Source organism: Acinetobacter sp. YH12070, from assembly GCF_013419625.1.
Taxonomy (GTDB): Bacteria; Pseudomonadota; Gammaproteobacteria; order Pseudomonadales; family Moraxellaceae; genus Acinetobacter; species Acinetobacter amyesii.
The window spans coordinates 1-1,451 of sequence record NZ_VOZT01000133.1; the positions used below are offsets into that span (position 1 = coordinate 1).

2 protein-coding genes are annotated in these 1,451 nt (G+C 32.5%); both read right to left on the bottom strand.

From position 1 onward, the window contains the following. Positions 1–314 precede the first annotated feature (314 nt). Positions 315–902 carry a DUF4375 domain-containing protein gene (locus FTU17_RS17290; RefSeq protein WP_180007516.1) on the bottom strand — a complete coding sequence of 196 codons (588 nt, stop codon included), beginning with the start codon at positions 900–902 and terminating at the stop codon, positions 315–317. A 274-nt stretch (positions 903–1,176) separates the two neighbouring features. Beyond that, on the bottom strand, positions 1,177–1,451 hold a 275-nt coding region (locus FTU17_RS17295), incomplete at its 5' end, for a transposase (protein ID WP_180136130.1).

Here is a 1,451-nt window from a genome sequence, read left to right on the forward strand (position 1 = left end):
GGCAAATTGTAGGTTTTATCTCAGGTTCAAATTTAAGATTTTAGCAGCACTCCAAACTCTACAATTTGCGTATAGTGGTAGCTAATCACTATATCAATCAAGATACAAGAAGCACTGCTTCGCAAGGTAACAAAAAATCTTTTGTTTACTTGATGGTGCGTCCATGTATCACAAGTGAACGGCGACATCCATGTCGCCTACCATCTAAAACAATGCTCTGTGACTAGTTCTGTTTTTTATGAAATCGAGCAAATCAGCTGTAAATTTTAGAACTTCAGCATTTGCCTTGTCGTATTGCAAAGAATCACTTTTAGCTACTCATATACTTTAAATAAATGATTCATTTCGACAAATTGACGTAGCTTTTGATCAAGTTGATCTGGAAACTCTCCAAAAAATTTATCCAACTGATCCAATTGAATACTTTCAGCTTCGGTGCTGTTTTTTAAAATATTAAATCTTAATCCTTGCTCAACTGGAACCTCTAAAGCACCAAATAATAGTATTTTCGCACTTTCTAATAATTCTAAACTTTCAAAAGCCTGTAACGCTTTTAGAGCTTGTATCGTTTCAGCATAATAATCGCCTGAGCTATTATGAAAATATTGATCAAATCCACCATTAAAAACTTCTGCAATTAATATTTTCACAACAAAATAGACTTGATTCTCAAAACTTAGTTTTTTCAAATCCGCTAAATCAGATACCTGCTGTGATAAATTCAACCAATATACATATTCTTCAGATGCTCTATATTTTTTCTCCTCATCGTAGTATTTCTTAGCTGCTTCTATTTGGTTTCTATAGCCTTTAGCACAAGGAACACATAAACCCTGATTCTTTATTGCCGTATCAGATAAAATAAGTGCTTTACAAGTCAAACAAGCAATTCTTGTTTCCATTTACACCTCCATATATTTTATGCTTGCAGATACACATTACCCTAAGCAACTTCCAATAATAAGATTATTCCTACTTAAAAAATAAAAATTTAACCAAAAATAATCACATTTATATTCGAGAAACGATCAATTTTTTTATTAAAAGGAAAAACAACCTAATGTATGCTAAAAACATCCACTATCTTACAAGCTATAAGAATTCCATGAAAAATATAAAACCCCTATTCTTTGCACGTATTCTCATCAACACATAAACATAACAACTAAGTCTCCATTAAAAAGTAAACATGTATTCTTTTCCGAATAGGTTTGATACTTTCTCAACCCATTGCTCTATTTTGTCAGCTGCCATGACTTGAAAATCTCGCCAATAATATTTCATCTGCTTCCATACCATCTCGATTCGATTTAACTCAGGGCTGTAAGCTGGAATAAAATACAGATTCGTCGAAAAGTTAGTTTTAAGTAGCTCTCTGTAATCAGCCATCTTTTTACTTCTATGAATCGAGGCATTATCAACAATAAGAACCAATGGAAGGTTATACGTCT

What these genes read in the sequence shown, in the direction of transcription:
- FTU17_RS17290 (WP_180007516.1), bottom strand. Translation starts at nt 902, where the DNA reads ATGGAAACAAGAATTGCTTGTTTGACTTGTAAAGCACTTATTTTATCT.